The sequence below is a fragment of the Pedobacter sp. AC190 genome, from assembly GCF_979258025.1.
In genome coordinates this window covers 1,955,319-1,978,197 of the sequence record NZ_OZ409824.1, presented here as the reverse complement: position 1 = coordinate 1,978,197, position 22,879 = coordinate 1,955,319, and the positions used below count along the sequence as shown (strand labels likewise).

The following is a 22,879-nucleotide window of genomic DNA, read 5'->3' as shown; positions in this document are numbered from 1 at the left end:
TTTAAAAAAGATGCTTACTAGTTTAACATATCCTTTTGATACTGATATCATTTTAAGAAAAAAAAAGGCAATTAAGCGAGAATTGTTACTTTCAAATCCATCAAGGGATATAAATATTGCGATACTTGGAGGAAGTACAACTGAAGAAATAAAAAATATTTTAGAACTCTTTTTATTGAAGGATGGATTTCTGCCAAGTTTTTATCAATCTGAGTATAACAAATTTTATGAAGATGCCGTATTCAATAATGAGGAATTAAAAGCATTTAAACCAGATGTAATATTGATTCATACTTCTGAAGTTAACATTACACAATACCCGAAAATTACGGACAACGAAGAGGATATAAATCGTTTATTACTAAATGAAGTAGATAAATTTAAGTCTATTTGGAAATCACTGCTACATTACGATTGTGCAATCATTCAAAATAATTTCGATCTACCAATAAACAGGAGCTTAGGTAATTTAGACTGTTACGATATTCATGGGAAAACTTTATTTATTAGTAAACTTAATCTTGAATTTTCAAAGTGTGCACAAGAGATCAAGAATCTATATTTAAATGACATTAATTATCTCTCTGCAGCTCTAGGCCTGAAAAACTGGTTTGATAGAAACTTATGGCATTCGGCAAAGTATGCGATAAATTTTGATTCCATTCCAATGTATGCTCAACAAATTGCCAGTATAATTAATGCAATAAATGGTAATTCAAAAAAATGCCTTGTTTTGGATTTGGATAATACTTGCTGGGGGGGCGTGATTGGCGATGATGGGATTGACGGAATTTGCTTAGGTAGCGAAACCGCTCAGGGAGAATCATTTATGTATTTTCAAAATTATGTTAAAGAGTTGAAAGATAGAGGCGTAATTTTGGCCGTTTCGTCTAAAAATGAACATGAATTGGCAAAAGAGGGCTTTACACATCCAGATAGTATTCTGAAGTTTGAAGATTTTACATCATTTAAAGCAAACTGGAATCCAAAATCTGAAAATATTAGTGCCATTGCAACTTCAATTAATATTGGTTTAGATAGTTTAGTTTTTATAGATGATAACTCTGTAGAACGGGAAATTGTTTCTGCTCAGCTACCTTCGGTTAGTGTTCCTGATGTGGGCAATGATGTTTATAATTTTGTTGATCATATAGAAAAGAATGTTTTTTTTGAAACAGTTTCCTTATCTAATGACGATATTAATAGGAATAAATTTTATAAAGACAATAGCACAAGAGTCGAGCAGCAATCCTTATTTGAAAATTATGACGACTTTTTGAAGTCATTAGAAATGGTTGCTGAAGTAAAAGCATTTGAATCATTGTATCTTGATAGAATTACTCAACTAATTAATAAAACAAATCAGTTTAATTTAACTACAAAACGCCACACAATTGGAGAGATAGAATCCATATCTTCGAGCGAAGAATATATTAAACTTTACGGTAAATTGGCAGATAAATTTGGCGATAACGGACTAATTTCGATATTGATCGGTAAAATTAAAACAAATATTTGCCATATAGATCTTTGGCTTATGAGTTGTCGAGTTCTCAAAAGAAATATGGAACACGCTATGTTAGATGCATTAGTGGAGCAATGTATAAATCAAAATATTTCAACTATTATAGGATATTATTACAAAACGCCTAAAAATAACATGGTTGCTAAATTTTATGAAACTCTTGGTTTCACCATAGTTGAACAACACGGAGAGGATACAATTTGGAAACTAGAATTAAAAAATTACGATAAGAAAAATAATATAATTCAAATAAAAAATGAATAAAGATCAAGCTTTCGAAAAGGTACAGGAAATTTTTAGAGATATTTTTGATGACCAGAATTTGCTAGTAAAAGCTTCTACAAACTCTAGCGACATTGAAGATTGGGACTCTTTAAACCATATTAATCTTGTAGTTGCAATAGAAAAAGAGTTTAAAATAAAATTTAATTTCAGTGAACTGTCGGGCCTTAAAGACGTTGGCGCTATGGTTGACTTAATTATTGAAAAGGTAAAATTGTAATGAACGAATTTAGGCTTTCTGACATTTCTATTGGTTTAGAACAATCATTCGAAGTTCTGCTAGACCCAGAAAAACATAAGAAATTTTTAGAAATTACTGGAGATCATAATCCGTTACACATAGATCCAGAATATGCTAAAGTTCGAGGTTTCGAAGGGAATGTTGTTTACGGACTTCTCACATCTTCCTTTTACTCTACGTTGGTTGGTGTTTATCTCCCTGGAAAGTTTGCAATTTTGCATAGTATAGATGTTAAGTTTTTAAAACCAGTTTATATTAACGATTTATTAAAAGTTTCGGGAGTTGTTTCTTATATAAATGAGGCTTATAAACAAGTTGAACTTAAAGCATCTATCGTAAATCAGAAAGGTGTTAAAATTTCAAAGGCTATAATAAAAGTAGGGTTAATAGATGAATAATATTATTTTCATAACTGGAGCATCTTCAGATATTGGTGTAGAATTTATTAGAAGTATAAAGGAAGACTGCTTAATTATAGCGCATTATAATACTTCTAATCATTCTTTAAATGAATTATCTAAAGAACTAAAAAATAAGATGAATACGATACAGGCAGATCTTTCTTCTGAAAAGGAAGTTGAAGACATGCTTAAATACATCGTAGAAAAATATGGTACTCCAAATAAGATTGTTCATTTGGCGGCCTCTAAGTTCGAAAACATTCGATTCAAGAATGTGGAGTGGTCAAAATTTCAGAAGGAAATAGAAATTAGTTTAAAATCGATTGTTTTAATTTTAAATATGTTTCTGCCGAAGCTAGCGATCGAAAAAAGAGGTAAAGTGCTAATCATGTTATCTAGCGTAACTTTAAACGTTCCACCTAAAGCACTGGTCTCGTATACAACTATAAAATATGCATTATTGGGGCTGATGAAATCTTTGGCTAGTGAATATTCAGATAAAGGAATAACAATAAATGCAATTTCGCCATCAATGGTAGAAACAAAGTTTCTTTCGGAAATTAATGAAAAATTTGTGGAGATAGCTGCAGCAAGTCATCCTTTAAAAAGAAATGCAAACATAGGAGATATAATCCCTGCAATGCATCTTTTACTTTCTCCAGAATCAGATTATATAAATGGTGTGAATATACCAATAACAGGAGGAAGTATTTTTTAATGATAAGATTTGCAAAAATAGATGATATTAAGAAAATTATGAATTTTATTCATAATGAATGGAAAAACGATCATATCCTTGCCCGAGATGAGGAGTTTTTTAAGTATGAGCATCAATATAAAGATAAAATAAATTTCGTTATTTCAGTAGATGATAATAATATAAATGGGATATTAGGATTTATTCCATCGTCATGTGGTACCGAAGCAGATATTTGCACCGTAATGTGGAAAGTTACTAAAACCGCTGCCAATCCAATACTAGGAATTAATTTGCTCGAATTTTTATTGAATTGTAATAAATTCAGAACAGTAAGCAGTGTCGGAATAAATGAGAAGACGGTAGGGATTTATAAGTTTTTGGGGCTGTATACCGATCGTTTAAAACACTACGTTCTAATAAATCAGAGTTTTAAAAACTTTAAGATAGCTCAGATTTCTAAGTCGCTTGAGCCCAAATCATTTCATGATTCTGAAGGTTTTGAACTGGTTAATTTAGAGCGTAATTTTGAATTTGATTTCTCAAAGCATACTTCAAATGTGTTATACAAAGGTTCCGAATATTTTATAAAAAGATATTTTGAACATCCCATTTATCAATATAAAATCTTTGGTATAATTAAGAACGGACACATTTCTTCTTTAATCATTACGCGATTGCAAGAGGCAGAACAGAGTAGAGTATTACGGATTGTTGATTTCATAGGGGATGAATCAGAGCTTAAACATATCTCAATATATCTATATAAATATTTACAAGAAAATAATTTGGAATATGCCGATTTTTATTGCTTTGGTTTAGCCCCATTTAGCTTAACGAGTTCTGCCTTTGATGAAGTTGATCAAGATATTGAAGAAATAATAATCCCTAATTATTTTTCGCCTTTTACCAGGAAAAATATAAAAATTAATTTTTTTACAAATACTAAGGATTTAAATAACCTAAAGCTTTTTAAAGCAGATGGAGATCAAGACCGTCCAAATTGACATATGAAATCAAATTTAACTATTGTTATGTATCATTATGTTCGGGATCTTGTTAATACCCGATATCCTGAAATAAAAGGCCTTGATGTAGAGGCATTTTTCAATCAGGTTGAATATTTGTGTAAGCACTATAATGTCATCACCACCGAAGAGGTTATTCATCATATTGATAAAGGAAGCGCTTTGCCAACTAAATCTGCATTACTAACTTTTGATGACGGTTATATTGATCATTACACGAATGTATTTCCAGTCTTAAGTAATTTTGGAGTTCAGGGTAGCTTTTATATTCCTGTTAAGGCAATAACTGAGCATGCAGTGTTAGATGTAAATAAGATTCACTTTATTTTGGCTTCATGTTTGAATAAGTCGTTAATTGTTAATGATTTAGAGAATTTGATTTTAAAATATGAAAAAAACTATGCGCTTGAATCTTTTAGCTATTATTATAAAAAACTTGGTATTGCCAACAGGTACGATAGTAAAGATGTCATTTTTATAAAACGCTTATTACAGGTTGAACTTGTTGAAGAATTAAGATTAAAAATTGTAGATGAACTTTTTGTTAAATATGTAAACATCCAAGAAAATATTTTTGCAAAAGAATTATACATGAATAAAGAGCAGCTTATTCATATGCAGAAATCGGGCATGCATATTGGAAGTCATGGCTATAATCATTATTGGTGGAATAATTTGAATGAATCGGATTTGGAGAATGAAATTGATAAATCAATTAGCTTTTTAGCCGAACTTGGTGTTGACATGAGCAATTGGACTGCCTGTTATCCTTACGGATCTTTTGATGATCAGGCTGTAAAAATGTTAAATAAAAAAGGATGCAAACTTGCTTTAACTACACAAGTTGATGTAGCTCTACCAAAAATTAACAATAGATTTATTTTACCACGTTTAGATACAAACGATTTACCTAAAGAAAAGAACAGCAGTACAAATGAATGGTATGAAAAGACGTTGTAGATGGAATAATCAATAAATATGCTAGTCACAGACATAATCAATAAAATTAAAAGCAACTTAAAAGCAGACAGAATAGGACCAGATATACCTTTCACACACTGGAAATTATTTTATCCAAAATCAATGCTAAAATTATGTAAAAGGAAATTTAAACAATTTCCAGATACTGCCGTTTTTAGGCCAGGTGCTTACGCTGTGGGATGTTCTCAAATTGAAATCGGGCAGCGTGTTGTAATTAGGCCAGGTTGCATGTTATTTGGTGAATCACCAGAATTAGCTGTAACTATAATAATTGAGGATGATGTGATGTTAGGGAGTGGTGTTAACATTTATATTAACAACCATCGTTTTGATAAGGTAAATATCCCGATAATAAACCAAGGCCATTATCCACCAAAGCAAGTTATTTTAAAAAAAGGGTGCTGGATTGGTGCTAATGTAATTATACTACCTGGAGTAATAATAGGAGAAAATGCAGTTGTGGGAGCTGGGGCTGTGGTGACGAAATCTGTCCCCCCTAGAGTAGTAGTCGCTGGCAACCCTGCGAGAGTCATTAAAAATATAGGTTAACATGAAATTTAGTAAGGTCGTTTATGTCCGATATTTACCTTTAACTAAGGCTATTTATTCAGACTTTTACTTTCAGGAATTAATACAAAATAATATTCAGGTAGAATATTTAGACATAACAGAGCTGTTTTATCCTGAAAGAGTGACAAAAGAGGCTTTCGAATTCGCAGGAACAACAAAGGTTACATCGTATAAGCATTTAGAACGTTATTTGAAAGAGCAGCCCAACAATGAGGTACTATATATCTCTATAATGACTTTTGAATCTAGAGTTTTTAAATTACATAGGTTATTTACAAAGTTTAATCTGAATTTAGGAGTCTTTGGAAGGGGTGATTTCCCAAGTGATATATCAGATGTGAAATCTAAATTAATAAGAATTTTAAAAATTGTTTCGTTCGAAAGAATTATGCTTTTTTGTGCTAATAGAACAACAATTCTATTAAAAAAAATTGGTTATATAAAGCCGTATGATTACATTTTTAAGGCAGGGAAATTTGGGCATTGGCGACTTGGTATGGGAAGTGAGATTGATTTTCAACAAGCCAAAATTGTGGAATTGAATACCGTTGACTATGATGAATTTTTGCCAAACAGAAAAAAATGTTATAGAGATAGAAATAATTATATTCTCTTTTTAGATCAATATTTACCATATCACCCAGATGCTAGATTTTTAAATATAGAAACTGTAGAACCTAAAAAATACTTTCAGGAGATGAATGATTTCTTCGATAAATTGGAAGAAGAAACAGGACAAAAAGTTATTATTGCAGCTCATCCAAAAGCTGAACTATACAAGAAAATTAATCCATATAATAATAGGGATATTTTTTTTAATAAATCAAATGATTTAGTAAAAGAAGCGTCTTTGGTTTTGACTCACGCAAGCACAGCAATTTGTTTTCCCATTTGCTATGAAAAAAGGTTGATCTTATTAGATAGTGATTATCTGAATGATGTCTTACCCCATTTTACCTTAGTCGCCAAAGCTATTGTGAATGCTTGTGATGCAAGTCTAATTTCAATAGATAAAGAATATGAAATCCCGCTGACAAATGAAATAAATTCAGAGAAATACTCTGATTTCAAGTATAAATACTTAACTTCTCTAGAGAGTGAAAATCAATTTTCAAAAGATATTTTTGTGAATTTTTTGAAGTCAGAAGATAAATCTATCTAATAAAGAAATGAAACAATTTTTAAAAATCTACTTATGGCAATTCATTTCTTTACTATTTAATTTTGCCTCTATTTTTATAGTAACACCTTATCTATCTTCCAATCAAAACATATACGGTATTTATATGCTTATAGTAGCAGCCTACATGTTTTTGTCCTATGCAGATTTTGGATTTCTTGGAGCAGGATTGAAATTTGCCTCTGAGTGTTATGCAAAGAAAGACTTAAAACAGGAAATTAAAATTATTGGATTTACTGGATTCATTTTTTTTGTGTTCGTATTATTATATGCTTTCGGTATAATGCTCCTCTCCTTTCAACCTGAATTACTAGTTAAAAATCTCGGAAGTGATGATGAAAGGTCAATTGCTAGTAATCTTCTCTTGATATTAGCTTTCTTTTGTCCTGTTTTTGTAATGCAAAGGATGGTGCAGATCATTTTTGCTGTACGATTAAAAGATTATCTTTTTCAAAGAATATTCATAGTAGCTAATGCTATAAAAATTATTTTTGCTCTCATATTTTTTACAAATGAGAATTATCCAATTGTGGCATACTTCATGTTTTCGCAAGTATGCACCTTATCTGCTGTAGCATTGGGTTTTTATGTTGCTAGGATTCAATTTGGCTATAGCATCAAACTGTTGTTTGGGTCTTTTCGATTTTCAAAAGGAATATATGAAAAGACAAAAAAATTGGCCTTTGTTTCAATATTTCTTACTGTTAGTTGGGTTTTATTTTATGAACTAGACCCTTTCGTGATTTCAAGGTTACTAGGAGCAAATTTTCTTGCAATTTTTGCAATAGGCTTTACCTTGATGGAGTACTTTAGATCGGTTTTTGGAATCGTTTTTAGTCCTTTCATTGCAAAGTTCAATCATTTTATAGGGGTAAAAGACTATGATGGTTTACATGCTTTCTTTAATAAAGTTTTGGTGCTGGGGTTACCATTAACCGTTTTTTCTGTGCTAACAATTTCTATAACTATAAAATACTTTATATTTACCTGGGTTGGTGATAAATATGCCGATTCAGTTCCTATTGCACAAGTATTGGTTTTAAGTTTTTTGTTCAGCTTTTTATCTTCACCTACTGGAATTCTTATTATGGCTTATGAACGTGCAAAACTTCTTTACGTTACTAATGCATTGCTACCAATAATATACTGGGTAGGGGTATTTATAACCTTTAAGTTTATTGGTTTACAAGCTTTTGCTGACTTTAAAGCGGTAGCTTTCTATGCCGTCGCAATTGTTTATCTAAATATAATTGTAAGGCTTTTAAAAATAAAATTTTGGCCTTTTTTATGGAAGTTGCTGTCTCCAGCTTTATTATCAATTTTATTTATTATAATCGTTACATTTTTCACAAAATCGCATCTCCCTACAGAAAAAGATAAAATAAATTTACTGATTTATTTTATCTACAACGGCTTGGTAATTAGCATCGCGTTTGTTATATATTACATTTGTTCTCTAGAATATAGAAATATTATAAATCCAATTTTATCTCACGTTTTTCGTATCAAAGGTAAAACGTTATTTACTAGGTAAGATTATGAAAATACAAATATGATTTTACGATTTTAAAATTCTTTTTGTTTTAAGTTAACTATGTTGACTTTTATAATTACGCAGCATACAAGTTCATACATGATTAAAAATATAAGAGTAATAGACCTAAACAAAATTTTAAAGGTATCCAATTTGGGTATTTTGATTTTGTTGTGGTACTCCTATTTCAAAAATGGAGAAGCGCTTTACGTTAATTTCCACACTGTTTTATTAGGGACTGTATTGTCCTTTCAAATTGGAGTTTTTTTGTTTTTTGAAAGGAAAAAGAGAGACCCTTTTGTTGTCTTACTCTGTTTGCAAATGATTTTTTATTTTTTATTAAGAATTGTAACACTATTAAATTATTCATTTTCAAACGTTTTTGAACGATACCTATTTAGAGCGCCAGATTTAAATTATGCATTGGTTTTTATATTGATGGCCAATTTAGTTTTCTATTTGGGCTTGACAATTAATAGTATTAGACCATCTATAGTTGACAAAGTCCGAGATGTTATTCCTATAAAAACTCATTTGGTTATAATATTTGTTTTAATTGGCTACTTCATAACGTTTTGTAATGTTTTGGGATTTGAGGCTTTAAAGAATTTAATAGCTATGATACAGAGTTTGTTCGTGAATTTAGGGACAATGATTTTTATGGCAATTGTTTTTTTATTCCTTTTTAATAATACTGTGAGTAAAAAAGTAAAAAATATAGTTCTTTTTGGCGTTGTTTTTTTGGTGTTAACACAAACACTTACAGGAAGTAGATCCGCATTACTGACGTTGATAAATTATGTTCTTTTTGCATTATTAGCCATTAAGGATTGTGTTAAAGTCAAAACAAAGATTTTAATTTTGTTTTCTGTCATACTTCCAGTAATGATTATCATCTTTGCAGTGTCAACCTTTCTGCGTACCAACTTAGAAAACCGGGAATCTATTGGTAGTGAGACATTTGAAGTTTTAAAAGAATTTGATCTAACTTCCGCTGCCGATGAAGGTTCTGATTTAGTTTTAATGGGGGTTTTTGATCGAATCGGATTTTTAGATTTTTGTGCCGAGACTGTAGTAAACAGCGATAAATATTCGGGGATATTTAATCCTTGGTTTTATTTTAAGAGTATAGTCGATAACATTTTGACACCTGGATTTACTGTTTTTGATACGCCGAGAGTTTCAAATTCAACAGTATTTGTTTATAATGATAGGGGTAAGCCGAATCTAGCAGGAGTAAGTGAAGTATATCAATCGGATGAATTTACATTATATGGAGAGTTTTATGCATTATTTGGAAAGTGGTTTTCATTAATTCCAATATTCTTAGTTGGTTTTCTGTTTAAAAAGGCTTATTTAGTAGTGGAACCAGAAAATATTTATTTATTTTATCTAAAAAGGGCTATAATTTTGTTCGTTTTTTATTCTACATTGAATAGCTTCGGTTTAGATTGGATCTTATTAGATGTTGTTGCAATATTCTTTACATATAAAATATTTAAAGGATTTTTTAAGTTTAAGAAAATATAAAATAGTTAAAGTTTGCTTGCTACAACCTCCATTAATAAAAGAACTACAAAGGTTTAAAAATAGTTTTAAGTAAATATGTAATTTTTTGAGGATTAAATGACGATAGGTTTTATGTTAAATATGCAAAATCTGAAAAATAAATAAAAGGAATAATTTTTTAAATTATAAATAAATGAAAAACGTATTAATAACAGGTGGGGCAGGTTTTATAGGCTCAAATTTGGCTCTTAAATTAATTGAAAAAGGTTATAATGTTACTGTTTTAGATAATTTATCTGTTCAAATTCATGGAGATAATGCTGAAGAAAACTCTTTTTTGTTTTCTACTATTAAGAATAAAGTAAAGTTTATTAAAGGTTGTGTTACTAATGTTGAAGATTGGAAAAAAGCACTAGAAAATCAGCATGCTATAATCCATTTGGCAGCAGAAACGGGTACTGGACAATCAATGTATGAAATAGAAAAATATACAAATATAAACATTGGTGGTACAGCTATAATGTTAGATTTATTAGCAAATAATCCACATTCAGTAAAGAAAATTATCGTTGCATCTTCGAGATCGATTTATGGTGAGGGTAAGTATTGGTCAGATGAACTTAAGGCTGCAGTATATCCAAAACATAGAATTGACCATTACATGCAAGCCAAAGACTTTGAGGTTAAATACAAAACATTGGAGCAACCATTGAAATTGGTAGCAACCGATGAGGAATCAAAAATTCATCCTTCATCAGTATATGGTATTACAAAGCAAAATCAAGAACAAATGGTTATGACGGTTTGTCCTACTATTGGTATTGCTCCAGTTGCTTTTAGGTATCAAAATGTATACGGCCCCGGGCAATCCTTATCAAATCCTTATACAGGAATTTTATCAATATTTTCAACTCTAATTAAAAATGGGAAGGATATCAACATTTTCGAAGATGGCAAAGAATCGAGAGATTTTGTTTTTATAGAAGATGTTGTTTCAGCCACAATTCTTGGTTTAGAGAAAGAAGACGCTAATGAAGAAGTATTTAATGTAGGAACAGGTGAAGCTACTGATGTAATAACTGTTGCAAATGAATTAATAAAAAATTATAATAGTGATACAAAAGTAAATATTACTGGTAATTATCGGTTGGGCGATATTCGTCACAATTATGCAGATCTTACTAAAATTACATCATTGTTAGGGTTTACACCAAAATATAACTTTGAAAAAGGAATTAGAAAATTTACAGAATGGGTTTTGACTCAGGAAATTAAGGAAAGTAAATATGAAGATTCGATAGCGGAAATGAAGCAAAAAGGATTGTTTAAATAGTAAATAGATGGATGTAAATTTAGAAGGTAAAAAAGTATTATTTATAGGCCCAGCATTTTACGATTATCATACTCTAATTAAAAAAAAGATTCAGGATTTAGGAGCAAATGTTACTTTTCACCCTGAGATGAGAGGAGCTTTTTTTATCGCAATATTAAATACGGTATGGCCATACTTAATCGTTCTAAATCAAAAAATTTATTATTATTATTTATGGTTATTGATAAAAGATAAGGACTATACCCATTTTTTATTAATTAGGGGCTACAAGTTTCCAAACTTTTTTATAAAAAAAATAAAGGCAAAGAATCCAAATATTGAATGTATTATGTACCAATGGGATTCTAATAAAAACGATCCATATTATCATTTAATAGATTATTTTGATAAAGTATACACGTTTGATTATAAAGACTATAAAGAGCAGGAAAAACTTCGGTTTTTGCAATTGTTTTATACGGAAGATATAGATAAAATTAATAAAAAGGAAGATGCCCCCGTAAAATATACTTTCTTTTGTTTATCTGCTTTTACCTTAAGTAGATACCAAGCTATTCTATCTTTTACCGATTTTTGTGATAAGAATAACTTTAAATTAAAATCATATTGTTATATTCCCTATAAAACATATATTAAGTATAAATACTTAAAACGTATTCCTTTAGATAAAAATTTATTGTCTTTTAAATCTTTACCTAGAAATCAATACCTTGATTTTTTGGAAAATTCGGCAATTGTTGTTGATTTTAATCATGCTAATCAAACGGGATTATCTATGAGAGTTATTGAAACTTATGGAGCTAGGAAAAAAATATTCACCACTAATTTGTCCATTTTAGATAATCCCATTTTTTCTCCAAGTTGGGTACAGACTTTAGATTTAGAAAAAATAGAGATGCCCATTTATGCAGGTGACATTAATTTAGAAGATATGGAAGATTTATCATTTGATACTTGGGTAAAAGTTCTGTTCAGTTAAATAGTAGAGAAGAATATTAAAAATATAAAACGGTAATTTTTACAATGAAAGTCTTATTTATCGCTCCACTTCCTCAACCCGTTAATGGTCAATCGAAAGCTTCTAAAATGGTTTTGGATAGTCTTGCGGAGAATGATGATGTAGCAATCGTTAATCTTAGTAAACAAAGTTTAAAAAATGGATTTAATTCGGCAGGAAGATTTTTTGAAATTTTTAAAGCTGCAAAAAATGTTTGGAAAAATAGAAAAAATAATGATCTCATCTACTTTTCTATTGCCGAATCATTCGCTGGAAATTTAAGAGATTTATTAATTTATTTGATTTGTTATTCGAGTCGAAAAAAAATAATAATTCATATGCTGGGTGGCGCAGGTATGACTGAAATACTGCAAGGAAAAGGGTTATTTAGTTATTTAAATCGGCAAATTATTTCTAGAATTGGAGGAGTCATTGTCGAGGGAGAAATCAATTTTATTACTTTTAGTAAAGTAATTTCAAAAGAGAAAGTGCATATTATCCCCAATTTTGCAGATGATTTTTTATTTGTTAGCGATAGGGAAATTACTAAAAAATTTGAGACTACGGATCCTGTTCAGATTTTATACCTGAGCAATTTAATACCTGGAAAAGGATACGATGAATTGGCAAGTGCCTACATTGCCCTAGATGCAAGATTCAAAGCAAAAGTATTTATCAATTTTGTAGGTGGTTTTGAATCTTTACAAAGTGAAAAGGAATTTCTTACTAAAATAGCGCCACACAAAGGATTAAATTATTTAGGTAAGTTTATTGATGGTGCTGAAAAAAGAAAATTGTATTGTACATCCCATGTTTTTTGTTTGCCAACTTATTACCCTTTTGAAGGGCAGCCAATCAGTATTTTGGAAGCATATGCCACTGGATGTGTAGTTATAACAAGCAACCACAGCGGAATTCCTTTCGTTTTTTCTGATCGAACCAATGGTTTTGGGGTGGAAAAGAAATCGATTCCTTCGTTGAAAAAAGCTATTGAAGAAGTTGTTAGTTGTAAAGATGAATTAATTAATATAGCATTTAATAATAGAGATGAAGCGAATGAAAAATATAAAACTTCAATTTATCAGGAAAAAGTAAAGGAAGTTTTTAAAACATTTAGATAATATTTTTAAATATGAAAAAGTCAATTGCTCTAATTGGTGGAAGTGGTTTTATTGGAACAAATTTGGCTAATTTTTTTGCTGAAAAAAACTATAATGTTCTTGTTATTGGAAGAAGTTCAATTGATAAAGAAAGATTCAAATCTGATAACATTAAAACAGTTTTAATTGATGTTAACCATACATCTAAATTAATTGAAGCTCTTGAGGAATATGAAAATGTAATTTGGCTAGTTAATAATTTATTACCCGGCCTAAAGATGGATAGTTTGGTGGATGATTTTAACTTAAATGTAAGCCCATTAGTTAAATTTCTAGAATTATCTAGGGATGCAATGCAAATGAAACGTTTTATTTTTATTTCATCTGGCGGAACCATATATGGTGACTCAGTAAATAATACATTTTTTACTGAGACTTGTCCTGCTAAACCAATCTCAGCTTACGGGATGTCTAAAATAGTTTCAGAAAACTATGTTGAATATATTACAGATAAAGCTAATTTTGACAGTTATATTCTGAGGCCATCAAATGTATATGGAAACTTCCAAAATTTGGTAAAACCTCAAGGTATAATTGGCTTTGCGTTTAATGCTGTAATAAATAACAGTACAATAGAGTTATTTGGAGACGGGATGGTAACTCGCGATTTTGTTCATGTTCTTGATCTTGCAACAGCAATAGAATGTTGTGTAAATAATATTTATGAAGGTTCAAAAGTTGAAAAATATAATGTGGCAAGCCAAAATGGTTACACAATTAAAGAAATTATCGATTTAATCAAAGAAATTACACATACACATATAAAAACGATCTCTAAACCTTTAAGAGATTTCGATTGTATTTATAATGTTTTAGATATAAGTAAAATTGAAACAAATCTCCACTGGAAGCCAAAAATTGATATTAAAGAAGGTTTAGATTCTGTTTGGAAATGGATGAATATTAAATCGTGATAAAATAAGATGTTTTTTTCGATTGTTAAGAAATGAAATATACTTTTTTTATAAAAATAAAATAAAATGAATAAAAGAAATTATCAAATATGTACTAAAACGATAATGGATACTTCAGATCCTGGTATCATTTTTAATGAAAAAGGAGAAAGTGACTATTATACAAACTACATAGATACGATATTGCCTAATTGGCACACCGATGAGCGAGGTTATAAGGAGCTTATGATGGAGGCTGAGAAAATTAAGGCCGATGGTAAAGGGAGAGATTTCGATTGTATAATTGGTTTAAGTGGCGGACTTGATAGTTCATATGCAGCTTATGTTGCTAAAGAAATTATGGGTTTAAGACCCTTAATTTTTCATGTTGATGCAGGCTGGAATACAGACAAAGCTGTTGGAAACATTGAGAAACTAGTTAATGGATTAAACTTAGATTTATTCACCGATGTTATTAACTGGCAGGAGATGAAAGATTTGCAGGTAGCTTTCCTTAAGTCTCAAATTGCCGATCAGGATTTGCCTCAGGATTATGCTTTTTTTTCAGGCTTGTATAAATTTGCTAAAAAAAACAAAATTAAATATGTTTTAACTGGAGGTAATTTTTCTACAGAATGTTGTCGTGAACCTGAAGAGTGGGGCGGTTTTCCAGGTATCGATACCAGGCTAGTAAAGGATATTCATTCTAAATTTGGTAAAAGACCACTTAAAACCTTTCCACTTGTAGATATATTAAGTTATAAAATTTATTATCGCTACGTATTAGGTATGAAAGTTTTTAAACCTTTAAACCTAGTACCATATAACAAAGAAGATGTAGAAAAACTTCTATTAGAAAAATATGGTTGGGAAAGTTTTCAGCACAAGCATCATGAGTCTCGTTTCACGAGGTTTTACGAAGATTATTGGTTGCCACGTAAATTTGGCTTTGAAAAAAGAAGAGCTCATTTTTCTAGTCTTATTTTAACTGGCCAAATGACTAGAGAAGAAGCTTTAGGTCGCATATCAAAGCCAGAACTCTCTGAAGATTTTTTACAGAAGGAGTTTGATTATGTTGCAGATAAACTTGATTTAACAAGAGATGAGCTGCAAAAAATCTTCGAGGGTGAGAATAAAACCTATAAAGATTATAAAAATAAAATGAATATTATCAAGGCTGGCTCTAAGGTAATGATGAAGATAGGCTTGGAAAAAAGATTATTTAGATGATAACAATAATTGACTATGGTGTTGGAAATATCTATGCATTTCAGAATGTGTATAAGAGATTGAACATTCCTACCAAGATTGCCAAAACAGAACAAGATTTGGAAGGTGCAGAAAAACTCATTCTTCCAGGTGTTGGATCATTCGATTATGCAATGACGCAGTTGAATAATTCTGGAATGAGAGAGAAATTAGATGCATTAGTCCTTGAGGATAAAAAACCTGTAATCGGGATATGTGTAGGCATGCAGATGATGGCTAATGGAAGCGACGAAGGTAATTTGGAAGGATTGAAATGGATTGATGCTGAAGTGAAAAAATTCGATGAGGCTACTATAAAAAATGTAACCAAATTACCACACATGGGATGGAATGATGTAAATCCTATAGATGGGCATCCACTCTTCAAAAGTTTGGAAAAAAATGCTCTTTTTTATTTCCTACATAGTTTTTATTTTTACTGTAATGATATCAATGATAGCATAGCTCAGTCAGACTATGGAATTAACTTTACATCATCAGTTAATCATAATAATATTTACGGTATTCAGTTTCACCCTGAAAAAAGTCATCACTATGGTGAGACTTTACTTCACAATTTCGCAAAAATTTAATGCTTCGCCCAAGAATTATTCCCAGCCTTTTAGTGCATGATAATGGACTAGTTAAAACGGTTAACTTCAAAAATGCCAAATATGTTGGAGACCCAATAAATGCTGTTAAAATTTTTAATGAAAAGGAAGTTGATGAGCTAGCCGTTTTTGATATTGACGCTACGGTATTAAATAAAGAGCCAGATTATGCGCTTATTGAAAAATTAGCTAACCAATCTCGAATGCCTTTATGTTATGGAGGTGGTGTTAAAACTGTTGAGCAGGCCCAGCGTATATTTGGTTTAGGTATAGAAAAAATTGCTCTTAGTAGTGCAGTAATAAATAAGCCAGAATTGATAATGGAAATTGCTGATCGGGTGGGTAGTCAAAGTGTAATCGTCGTATTAGATGTGAAAAAGAAATTGCTTGGTGGGTATGAGGTATATACTCATAATGGAAAAAAAAGCAGTGGCATTAATCCTTTTAAATTTATTGAAGAGGCTGAAAAACTCGGAGCGGGAGAAATCATTATTAACTCCATTGATCAGGACGGAGTAATGAAAGGTTACGATATGAACTTAATTGATAAAGTCAGAGAAAAGATATCATTACCAATGACCGTACTTGGAGGTGCTGGCTCATTAGATGATATTGGAAAAGTGATTAATAAGCATGGTATAATTGGCGTAGGTGCTGGAAGTCTTTTCGTTTTTAAAGGAGTTTATAAAGCTGTACTTATTAACTATCCGAATAGAAGTGAAAAAGACGAACTCATACATAAAAACCACATAGGTTAATTTAAAGATGAAAATTGAAAATAAAACATTACTGATAACTGGTGGAACAGGATCTTTTGGATCGGCTGTTTTGAACCGTTTCTTACATACTGAGCATTTCAGCGAAATCCGTATTTTCTCTCGCGATGAGAAGAAGCAAGATGACATGAGAAATTCGCTAAAAAGTGATAAACTAAAATTTTATATAGGCGATGTAAGGGATATAAATAGCGTAGAAAGGGCAATGTATGGTGTAGATTATGTTTTTCATGCAGCAGCATTAAAACAAGTTCCATCTTGTGAGTTCTTTCCAATAGAAGCTACAAAAACCAACGTGTTTGGAACACAAAATGTGATATCGGCAGCAATTGCAAGTAAGGTAAAAAAAGTTATTTGTCTAAGTACTGATAAAGCTGCTTATCCAATTAATGCTATGGGTATTTCAAAGGCCTTAATGGAAAAGGTAGCTATTGCGGCATCAAGAGATTCATCTGAAACCACTGTCTGCTTAACCAGGTATGGAAATGTTATGGCTTCAAGAGGATCAGTGATTCCATTATTTTTGAAGCAAATTCAAGCTGGACAAGCCCTTACTATAACGGATCCAAATATGACCAGATTTTTAATGTCGTTAGAGGATGCAGTAGATCTTGTATTATTTGCATTTGAACACGCAAATCCAGGAGATTTATTCGTCAATAAAGCTCCTGCAGGCACTATAAGAGATTTAGCTCAGGCGCTGAAAGAGTTATGTAAGGCAGACAATGAAATTAAAATTATTGGAACTCGCCATGGTGAAAAATTGTATGAAACACTTTGCACTCGTGAGGAAATGACCAAAGCTGAAGATATGGGTGAGTTTTATCGCATTCCTGCAGACAATAGAGATTTAAATTACGCTCAATATTTTTCTGAAGGTGAAGAAGAAATTTCTGTAATTGAAGACTATCATTCTCATAATACTGAACAGCAAGGTGTTGAAGGTATGAAGAAACTGCTTAGCAATTTGCCCTTGATTAAAAGAGAAGTGTTTGGCGATTTAACAGTGGTGCAATACGCAGGTTAATGAGTGATTTGGATATTATAAAAGGTGGAAGTCATACTGATCAACGTGGTACCATTACCTTTATGAACGATTTTGACATGCAGCCAGTTAAACGGTTTTATCGCATTGAACATAAAGATACTAAAACAGTTAGAGGCTGGAGGGGTCACAAAATTGAGCAGCGATGGTTTCATGTTTTGCTTGGGGCATTTATTGTTAGCCTTGTCGAAATAGATAATTGGGATCAACCATCGCAGAATGCTAGACAGCAAACTTTCATTCTTAAATCATCCGATATTTCCGTTTTATATATTCCTGCTGGATATGCCAGCAGTATTAGGGCTATAGAAAAAAACTCTGAGATGATCGTATTTGGTGACTATCCGATAGAAAATGCAAAACATGACGACTATTTATATCCGTCTGATTTTTTTACCAATGCTCAAGTTTAATAAATGAAAATTAAAATAGGAATTACTGGTCAGGAGGGATTTGTTGGCCAGCATTTATATAATACTATCGGTCTATTTCCAGAAGAATTTGACAGAGTTCCGTACAATATAGATTGTTTTACAGATGAAGAGAAACTATGTTCATTTGTAAATGAATGTGATGTCGTTGTTCACCTCGCCGCAATGAACAGACACAATGATCCTGAAGTCCTATATCAAACAAATATTGGATTGGTAAAAAAGCTAATTAATGCCTTAGAAAATAGCAACAGTAAAGCACATGTTCTGTTCTCATCTTCGTCCCAGGAAGATAGAGATAATTTATACGGTAAAAGCAAAAAAGAAGGGCGTGAATTACTCGAAAATTGGGCTAATAAAGCAGGGGGAATATTTACAGGACTAGTTATTCCAAATGTCTTTGGACCATTTGGACATCCTTATTATAATTCATTTATTGCAACATTCTCTCACCAATTAAGCCATAATGAACAACCAAAAGTAGAAGTTGATGGTGAAGTTAAGCTTATCTATGTTGGAGAGTTAGTTGAAGTTATTATCAATGAAATTAGGTCCGCAAAAGGTAATCCACTTTTTGTAATTCCACATACATCTGTAAATAAAGTTTCGGCAATACTAAATTTGTTAAATAACTACAAGGAGCAATATTTTGTCTCAGGCATTATCCCTCAGCTTGACTCTAAATTTGAGTTGAATTTGTTTAATACTTTTAGATGTTATATCGACATCAAGAATCATAATCCTGTCCCCTTTGTACAACATAAAGATGCAAGAGGTGCTTTCGTAGAAATTATTCGATTAAATGTTGGTGGGCAAATTTCTTTTTCTACAACACTTCCAGGTATCACAAGAGGTAATCACTATCATACTCGGAAAGTTGAAAGATTTGCCGTGATTAAAGGAAAAGCATTAATCCAATTACGAAAGATAGGTACCGATGAGGTTTTAGATTTCTACCTTGATGGTGCGAAACCTTCATATGTTGATATGCCAATTTGGTACACGCATAACATTAAAAATATTGGGGATGAAGAGCTGTATACCAATTTCTGGATTAATGAATTTTATGATCCAGAGGACGCAGATACCTACTTTGAAGAAGTTTAAATTATAAACAAGAATATAAATTGATGAAAGAGAAATTAAAAGTAATGACCGTTGTCGGCACAAGGCCAGAAATTATTAGACTGGCCAGAGTAATGGCTGCTTTAGATGGTTCAGATGCGATAGAACACATCATTGTACATACGGGTCAAAACTATGATTACGAATTGAATCAGATTTTTTTTGACGATTTATCCATTCGTAAACCTGATTTTTTTTTAAATGCTGCAGGTAAAACGGCAACTGAAACTGTTGGACAAATCATAATTAAAATAGATCCGCTTCTAGAAAGTGAAAAACCTGACGCTTTTTTAGTTTTGGGCGATACTAATAGTTGTTTATGTGCTATTCCAGCAAAAAAGCGTCATATCCCTATCTTTCACATGGAGGCTGGTAATCGTTGTTTTGATCAACGTGTTCCTGAAGAAACTAACAGAAAAATTGTAGATCATATTTCTGATATTAATTTAACCTATAGCGACATTGCTAGAGAATACTTGCTTAGAGAAGGCCTACCTGCTGATCGAATCATTAAAACTGGTTCGCCTATGTTTGAGGTGTTAAATCATTATATGCCATCTATAGAAAACTCGGATGTGTTGGCTAAACTGAAATTAGAAAAACACAAATATTTTGTTGTTTCTTCTCATCGTGAAGAGAATATTAGCAGTGAAAAGAATTTTACAGGATTAATGGAGAGCTTGAATTTAATAGCTGAAAAATATGGGTATCCAATCATTGTAAGTACGCATCCACGTACCAAAAACATGATTGAGTCCAAGAAAATAGAGATGAGGCCAGAAGTTCAATTTTTAAAACCGATGGGTTTTAATGATTACAATGCCTTACAAATGCACTCTTTCGCAGTATTGTCAGATAGTGGTACAATCTCAGAAGAGTCATCAACTCTAAACTTTCCAGCACTAAATTTAAGAGATGCTCATGAAAGACCTGAAGCAATGGAAGAAACTTCGGTAATGATGGTTGGGATGAATAAGGAACGTATTATGCAGGGACTTGTTCAGCTACAGTACCAAAAAAGAGGAGCAGAAAGGAATTTTAGAAGAGTTGCAGATTATTCAATGCCTAATGTATCTGAAAAAGTGGTAAGGATTATTATCAGCTATGTAGATTATATTAAAAGGGTGGTTTGGAGCGAAGGAATTTAGTATATGAGAAATCAAAGGAAAGTTTTAATACACAGTATTGCATTTAGTCCAGATGGTGTATCTACAGCTTACCTGTATAATGATATTGCCCTAGCTTTTAATCAGGCTGGATACGAGGTAATTGTTTTAACAACTACTCCACATTATAATGTTGTTAAGGAAAATCTAGCCCAACAGCCTTTAACAAGGAAGGTTTTTGGACTTTATTACACCAGTATGTTTAATGGTGTAAAAGTGATGCACGTACCTCAGAAAAAGTTCAAATCTACTGCTTTAAGATTGTTAGGTTTTATTTACTGGCACATTGTATCTTTAATTCTGGGTTTAGCTCAGAAAAATTTATCAGCGATTTTATCACCTTCACCTCCTTTAACTATTGGCTTAATAAATCTGATTATTGGAAAAATGAAAGGCGCTAGAGTGCTCTACAATGTCCAGGAAATTTATCCTGATTTTTTGATAGAGCAGGGCGGTTTAAAATCGAGGTTCATTATTAAACTTTTGAAGTGGCTGGAAAGATTTGTTTATAACAAATCGGATGCAGTAACAACTATTGATGAAGTGTTTTATAATACCATAGAAGGAAGGTTTATTGACAAAAGCAAACTTCACATTATACCAAATTTTGTTGACACGAGCTTATATAAGCCCCTTTCGAAAGCTGAAATATCGTTGGATATTGTTGACTTTAAACCTAACGATAATTTAAAATTAATGTATGCAGGAAACATAGGACATGCACAAGATTGGGAGCCATTAATCAAGACTGCAATTTTATTAAAGGATGACAAAGTAGATTTTTATATCATTGGAGAAGGCGTGATGAAGTCGTACTTAATAGATCAGGTTAAGCTCCACAATTTGAGTAAAGTTCATATTTTGCCATACCAACCTAGAGAATTAATGCCACAATTATTGGCATTTGCAGATTTACAGTTCATTTTTATGTCGAAAGAGATGGAAGGTCATGGATTTCCTTCCAAGGTTTATACCATAATGGCCTGCGCTAAATCATTGATCGTATGTTCAGGAGAAGGAACCCCCATTATCAATTTTTTAAGTAAACATAAATGTGCAAAGCTGATCACAAATCAAGATTCAAATATTAAAACTGAAATAATAGTTGATTACTTAAAATCAGTGACAAAAGCCGAGTTGGAAGAAATGGGAAATGTTGGGTATGAAGCTGTAAAAACATTGTATAGCAAAGAAGTTGTAGCCAATCAGTATGTTAGTTTAACAAATGCTTTAATATGAAGTTGGAAGTTTTGATTACTGGAGCAACAGGTTTTGTTGGAATGAATTTGATCCCATATTTAAACAAACTTAGTATAGGAACGAAGGCATTAAACCGATCAGACTTATCTGGAGATGTAAAATTTGACAATACAGATGCGATCATTCACCTTGCAGGAAAGGCACATGATATTAAGAAAGCATCAAATCCGGAGGAGTATTATAAAGTCAATTTTGAATTGACCAAAAAATTATACGACGATTTTTTAAAATCTGATGCTAGGAAATTTATATTTATTAGTTCAGTAAAAGCTGCTGCCGATATCGTTGATGGGATACTTTCTGAAGACCAAGTTCCTAATCCGAAGACTGATTACGGCAAATCAAAATTAATGGCAGAAGAATATATTCAAGTTCAGCCATTGCCTGTAGGTAAATCATACTATATTTTGCGCCCATGCATGATACATGGTCCAGGTAACAAGGGTAATCTTAATTTATTATACAGTTTCATTCAGAAAGGTATACCATACCCGTTAGCCTCTTTTGATAATAAAAGATCTTTTTTGAGTATTGAGAATTTATGCTTTGTTATTGCCAAGCTAATAGAAGATGAAATTCCATCAGGTATTTATCACATTGCAGATGATGAGTCGCTATCTACTAGTGAGGTGGTTAGAATATTAGCTGCTTCCCTTGAAAAGAGGCCTAAACTGTGGGCAATTCCTCGTAAATTAATTATCGGACTGGCTAAAATTGGAGATGTACTTAAACTTCCACTTAGTACCGAACGTTTAAATAAGTTAACGGAGAATTATGTAGTAAGTAATTATAAAATAAAAAAGGCTTTAAAAACAGAACTGCCGGTATCCAGCCAAGGCGGCTTGTCTGCAACAGCAAAATCATTCGGTAATATTTAGTTATTCCA

Annotated in this window: 23 protein-coding genes; all 23 read left to right on the top strand. The window is 31.6% G+C overall.

Annotated features, from left to right (window positions below; genetic code table 11):
• Positions 1–10 precede the first annotated feature (10 nt).
• The 23 genes from ACZZZI_RS08655 (at position 11) to ACZZZI_RS08545 (ending at position 22,871) form a co-directional block, all read left to right on the top strand.
• Entirely contained in the window at positions 11–1,789 is a 1,779-nt protein-coding gene (locus ACZZZI_RS08655; RefSeq protein ID WP_463489194.1) for an HAD-IIIC family phosphatase, read from the top strand.
• Positions 1,782–2,027: an acyl carrier protein gene (locus ACZZZI_RS08650; protein WP_463489193.1), complete on the top strand. Its 246-nt coding sequence runs from the start codon at positions 1,782–1,784 to the stop codon at positions 2,025–2,027. The genes ACZZZI_RS08655 and ACZZZI_RS08650 overlap by 8 nt, the downstream gene beginning before the upstream one ends.
• The gene (locus tag ACZZZI_RS08645; RefSeq protein WP_463489192.1) at positions 2,027–2,446 is read left to right on the top strand and encodes a MaoC/PaaZ C-terminal domain-containing protein; all 420 of its coding nucleotides are present in this window, start codon (positions 2,027–2,029) and stop codon (positions 2,444–2,446) included. The genes ACZZZI_RS08650 and ACZZZI_RS08645 overlap by 1 nt, the downstream gene beginning before the upstream one ends.
• A complete protein-coding gene (locus tag ACZZZI_RS08640; RefSeq protein WP_463489191.1) occupies positions 2,439–3,167 on the top strand; it encodes an SDR family NAD(P)-dependent oxidoreductase in 729 nt (242 codons plus the stop codon). The genes ACZZZI_RS08645 and ACZZZI_RS08640 overlap by 8 nt, the downstream gene beginning before the upstream one ends.
• Positions 3,167–4,153: a hypothetical protein gene (locus ACZZZI_RS08635; RefSeq protein ID WP_463489190.1), complete on the top strand. Its 987-nt coding sequence runs from the start codon at positions 3,167–3,169 to the stop codon at positions 4,151–4,153. The genes ACZZZI_RS08640 and ACZZZI_RS08635 overlap by 1 nt, the downstream gene beginning before the upstream one ends.
• A 3-nt stretch (positions 4,154–4,156) precedes the next feature.
• Positions 4,157–5,134: a polysaccharide deacetylase family protein gene (locus ACZZZI_RS08630; protein ID WP_463489189.1), complete on the top strand. Its 978-nt coding sequence runs from the start codon at positions 4,157–4,159 to the stop codon at positions 5,132–5,134.
• 18 nt (positions 5,135–5,152) lie between these two features.
• Positions 5,153–5,704, top strand: coding sequence for an acyltransferase (locus tag ACZZZI_RS08625; RefSeq protein WP_463489188.1), 552 nt, complete (start codon positions 5,153–5,155; stop codon positions 5,702–5,704).
• 1 nt (position 5,705) lies between these two features.
• On the top strand, positions 5,706–6,887 hold the full coding sequence (locus ACZZZI_RS08620) for a hypothetical protein (RefSeq protein ID WP_463489187.1): 1,182 nt from the start codon (positions 5,706–5,708) through the stop codon (positions 6,885–6,887).
• 7 nt (positions 6,888–6,894) lie between these two features.
• Positions 6,895–8,439: a lipopolysaccharide biosynthesis protein gene (locus ACZZZI_RS08615; RefSeq protein ID WP_463489186.1), complete on the top strand. Its 1,545-nt coding sequence runs from the start codon at positions 6,895–6,897 to the stop codon at positions 8,437–8,439.
• A gap of 99 nt (positions 8,440–8,538) precedes the next feature.
• Entirely contained in the window at positions 8,539–9,969 is a 1,431-nt protein-coding gene (locus ACZZZI_RS08610) for a hypothetical protein (protein WP_463489185.1), read from the top strand.
• 172 nt (positions 9,970–10,141) lie between these two features.
• On the top strand, positions 10,142–11,281 hold the full coding sequence (locus ACZZZI_RS08605; RefSeq protein ID WP_316763077.1) for an NAD-dependent epimerase/dehydratase family protein: 1,140 nt from the start codon (positions 10,142–10,144) through the stop codon (positions 11,279–11,281).
• 7 nt (positions 11,282–11,288) lie between these two features.
• Positions 11,289–12,260 carry a hypothetical protein gene (locus tag ACZZZI_RS08600; RefSeq protein WP_463489184.1) on the top strand — a complete coding sequence of 324 codons (972 nt, stop codon included), beginning with the start codon at positions 11,289–11,291 and terminating at the stop codon, positions 12,258–12,260.
• Between the two features lie 44 nt (positions 12,261–12,304).
• The gene (locus ACZZZI_RS08595) at positions 12,305–13,399 is read left to right on the top strand and encodes a glycosyltransferase family 4 protein (RefSeq protein WP_316763073.1); all 1,095 of its coding nucleotides are present in this window, start codon (positions 12,305–12,307) and stop codon (positions 13,397–13,399) included.
• An 11-nt stretch (positions 13,400–13,410) separates the two neighbouring features.
• Positions 13,411–14,352 carry an NAD-dependent epimerase/dehydratase family protein gene (locus ACZZZI_RS08590; protein WP_316763070.1) on the top strand — a complete coding sequence of 314 codons (942 nt, stop codon included), beginning with the start codon at positions 13,411–13,413 and terminating at the stop codon, positions 14,350–14,352.
• Between the two features lie 66 nt (positions 14,353–14,418).
• The gene (locus tag ACZZZI_RS08585; RefSeq protein ID WP_316763067.1) at positions 14,419–15,561 is read left to right on the top strand and encodes an N-acetyl sugar amidotransferase; all 1,143 of its coding nucleotides are present in this window, start codon (positions 14,419–14,421) and stop codon (positions 15,559–15,561) included.
• Positions 15,558–16,172, top strand: coding sequence for an imidazole glycerol phosphate synthase subunit HisH (gene hisH, locus ACZZZI_RS08580; protein WP_463489183.1), 615 nt, complete (start codon positions 15,558–15,560; stop codon positions 16,170–16,172). Before ACZZZI_RS08585 ends, hisH begins: the two co-directional genes overlap by 4 nt.
• The gene (locus ACZZZI_RS08575) at positions 16,172–16,948 is read left to right on the top strand and encodes an AglZ/HisF2 family acetamidino modification protein (RefSeq protein WP_316763060.1); all 777 of its coding nucleotides are present in this window, start codon (positions 16,172–16,174) and stop codon (positions 16,946–16,948) included. The genes hisH and ACZZZI_RS08575 overlap by 1 nt, the downstream gene beginning before the upstream one ends.
• Positions 16,949–16,955: 7 nt before the next feature.
• Entirely contained in the window at positions 16,956–17,993 is a 1,038-nt protein-coding gene (locus ACZZZI_RS08570; protein WP_316763057.1) for a polysaccharide biosynthesis protein, read from the top strand.
• Complete coding sequence (locus tag ACZZZI_RS08565; RefSeq protein ID WP_316763053.1) at positions 17,993–18,424, top strand: WxcM-like domain-containing protein; 432 nt, start codon at positions 17,993–17,995, stop codon at positions 18,422–18,424. The genes ACZZZI_RS08570 and ACZZZI_RS08565 overlap by 1 nt, the downstream gene beginning before the upstream one ends.
• Before the next feature lie 3 nt (positions 18,425–18,427).
• Entirely contained in the window at positions 18,428–19,549 is a 1,122-nt protein-coding gene (locus ACZZZI_RS08560) for a polysaccharide biosynthesis C-terminal domain-containing protein (protein ID WP_463489182.1), read from the top strand.
• A 23-nt stretch (positions 19,550–19,572) separates the two neighbouring features.
• Positions 19,573–20,715 (top strand): non-hydrolyzing UDP-N-acetylglucosamine 2-epimerase, encoded by a 1,143-nt coding sequence (gene wecB / locus ACZZZI_RS08555; protein WP_463489181.1) that lies wholly within the window; start codon positions 19,573–19,575, stop codon positions 20,713–20,715.
• 3 nt (positions 20,716–20,718) lie between these two features.
• Positions 20,719–21,972, top strand: a complete 1,254-nt coding sequence (locus ACZZZI_RS08550; protein ID WP_463489180.1) for a glycosyltransferase family 4 protein — start codon at positions 20,719–20,721, stop codon at positions 21,970–21,972.
• Positions 21,969–22,871, top strand: coding sequence for an NAD-dependent epimerase/dehydratase family protein (locus ACZZZI_RS08545; protein ID WP_463489179.1), 903 nt, complete (start codon positions 21,969–21,971; stop codon positions 22,869–22,871). Before ACZZZI_RS08550 ends, ACZZZI_RS08545 begins: the two co-directional genes overlap by 4 nt.
• Positions 22,872–22,879: the final 8 nt, after the last annotated feature.